2 rRNA genes are annotated in these 2,873 nt (G+C 54.1%); both read right to left on the reverse strand.

Annotated elements, in window-relative coordinates:
• Nucleotides 1-17 precede the first annotated feature (17 nt).
• Nucleotides 18-133 (reverse strand): 5S ribosomal RNA (gene rrf / locus C5O22_RS12310).
• Between the two features lie 188 nt (nt 134-321).
• A 23S ribosomal RNA gene (locus C5O22_RS12315) occupies nt 322-2,873 on the reverse strand; the annotation flags it as partial.

The raw sequence follows: 2,873 nt of genomic DNA on the forward strand, positions 1-2,873 counted from the left end.
GGTGGGAAATAAAAAAAGCCTGGCGACTACCTACTTTCCCACCCCTTCGAGGGGCAGTATCATCGGCGTTAGAGGGCTTAACTTCCGTGTTCGGAATGGGAACGGGTGTAACACCTCCACTATGGTCACCAGGCATATAATATGCAGTAACAAGGGGAAAAAGGAAGGCAGCAAACACGGATGCACACTGAGCACCCCTGTCTGCGTTTCTCCGGTGGGTCTGAGCTAAGGGTTACCGTTCTTGACGGCCCCCTGCGCCTTTTCTCTCTTAGCACCCACCGCGGGACGAATCTGTTTTAAAAGCGATGATAGAACGATAATATGGTCAAGCCTCACGGCAGATTAGTACTGGTCGGCTGAACACCTTACGATGCTTAGACCTCCAGCCTATCAACCAGGTAGTCTCCCTGGTGCCTTCAGGGGGGCTATACCCCCAGGGATGGTTCATCTTGAGGTGGGCTTCCCACTTAGATGCCTTCAGCGGTTATCCCTTCCGAACTTAGCTACCCAGCACGTGCCCTTGGCAGGACAACTGGTACACCAGAGGTTCGTCCACTTCGGTCCTCTCGTACTAAAAGCAGCTCCTCTCAACCATCCATCGCCCGTGGCAGATAGGGACCGAACTGTCTCGCGACGTTCTGAACCCAGCTCACGTACCGCTTTAATTGGCGAACAGCCAAACCCTTGGGACCTGCTCCAGCCCCAGGATGCGATGAGCCGACATCGAGGTGCCAAACCTTCCCGTCGATGTGAACTCTTGGGGAAGATCAGCCTGTTATCCCCGGAGTACCTTTTATCCGTTAAGTGACGGCGCTTCCACTCGCTACCGCCAGATCACTAAGACCTACTTTCGTACCTGCTCGACCTGTCGGTCTCACAGTCAAGCCACCTTGTGCCTTTACACTCATACGCTGATTTCCAACCAGCGCGAGGTGACCTTCGCGCACCTCCGTTACTCTTTAGGAGGCGACCGCCCCAGTCAAACCGCCCACCTATCATTGTCCCTCTCCCAGCTTCATGGAACAGGTTAGAAACCTAATCCAACAAGGGTGGTATTTCACCGTCGACTCCACACAACCTAACGGCCATGCTTCCCAGTCTCCCACCTATCCTACACATGTCAGATCAAGTCCCCATGATAAGTTACGGTGAAGGTTCACGGGGTCTTTCCGTCTAACCACGGGTAACCGGCATCTTTACCGGTACTTAAATTTCACCGAGTCTCGCGTTGAGACAGCTCCCAGATCGTTACACCATTCGTGCGGGTCGGAACTTACCCGACAAGGAATTTCGCTACCTTAGGACCGTTATAGTTACGGCCGCCGTTTACCGGGGCTTCGGTTCACAGCTTCGCCTCGCGGCTAACCGCTCCCCTTAACCTTCCGGCACCGGGCAGGTGTCAGCCCCTATACGTCTCATTGCTGATTCGCAGAGGCCTGTGTTTTTGGTAAACAGTCGCCTGGGACTGCTCTATGCTACCCCTCACCACTTATCGCTAAACAGCAAGGGGCCACACTTCTCCCGAAGTTACGTGTGCATTTTGCCGAGTTCCTTAACGCGAGTTCTCTCGAGCGCCTTAGATTGCTCATCCCGCCTACCTGTGTCGGTTTACGGTACGGTCTTAACACGCCTAACCTTAGAGATTGTTTCTTGGCACCATGATTACGTCCGCTTCGCCTCGCCGTAGCTCAGCTCGCCATCACCACTTACCTCCCCGCGCGGATTTCCCTACGCAGTTCACTAGCTCGTGGCTTAGACCAGATCTACCAATCTCTGGCCGGATTTCACCTCATGCGTCATCCCCTCGAAACGTGCTAAGGTACGGGAATCTTCACCCGTTTCCCATCGACTACGACTTTCGTCCTCGCCTTAGGGGCCGACTTACCCTGGGCAGACGACCTTTACCCAGGAAACCTTAGGCTTTCGGCGGACAGGAATCTCACCTGTCTTTTCGTGTACTTATACCTGCATTCTCTCTTCCATCCCCTCCAGCTACCCTCACGGGCCACCTTCGTCGGTCCATGGAATGCTCCCCTACCAACCATACCCTACGGTATGATTCCGTGGCTTCGGTATACCGCTTAGCCCCGTTACATTGTCTGCGCATGATTACTCGACCAGTGAGCTATTACGCACTCTTTAAAGGAATGGCTGCTTCTAAGCCAACCTCCTGGCTGTCTTCGCAATCACACATCATTTCACACTCAGCGGTATTTCGGGACCTTAGCCGACGGTCTGGGCTGTTCCCCTCTCGACTACGAACCTTGTCGCCCGCAGTCTCACTCCCATCCGTTGTGTACCGGCATTCGGAGTTTGGTTGGGTTTGGTAGGCGGTGAAGCCCCCTAGTCCATCCAGTGCTCTACCTCCGGTACATTTGAATGAGGCTGTCCCTCAAGGCATTTCGGGGAGAGCCAGCTATTTCCAGGTTTGTTTAGCCTTTCACTCCTAGTCACGGGTCATCCCTGCGTTTTTCATCACACTAGAGTTCGGTCCTCCACTCAGTTTTACCTGAGCTTCAACCTGCCCATAACTAGATCACCTGGCTTCGGGTCTACGACATACGACTTCACGCCCTCTTCAGACTCGGTTTCCCTTAGGCTCCAGGACTCCCATCCCTTAACCTCGCCGTATATCGTAACTCGCAGGCTCATTCTACAAAAGGCACGCCATCACACCTTTCGGTGCTCTGACCTGTTGCGGGTGTCCGGTTTCAGGTTCTCTTTCACTCCCCTCACCGGGGTTCTTTTCGCCTTTCCCTCACGGTACTGCTGCACTATCGGTAGTTATCGAGTATTTAGCCTTGGATCGTGGTCGACCCAGATTCCGACAAGGTTCCTCGTGCCTCGCCGTACTCAGGTACCGCATCACGGAG

The organism is Treponema sp. J25 (genome assembly GCF_004343725.1).
Lineage (GTDB): Bacteria > Spirochaetota > Spirochaetia > Treponematales > Breznakiellaceae > J25.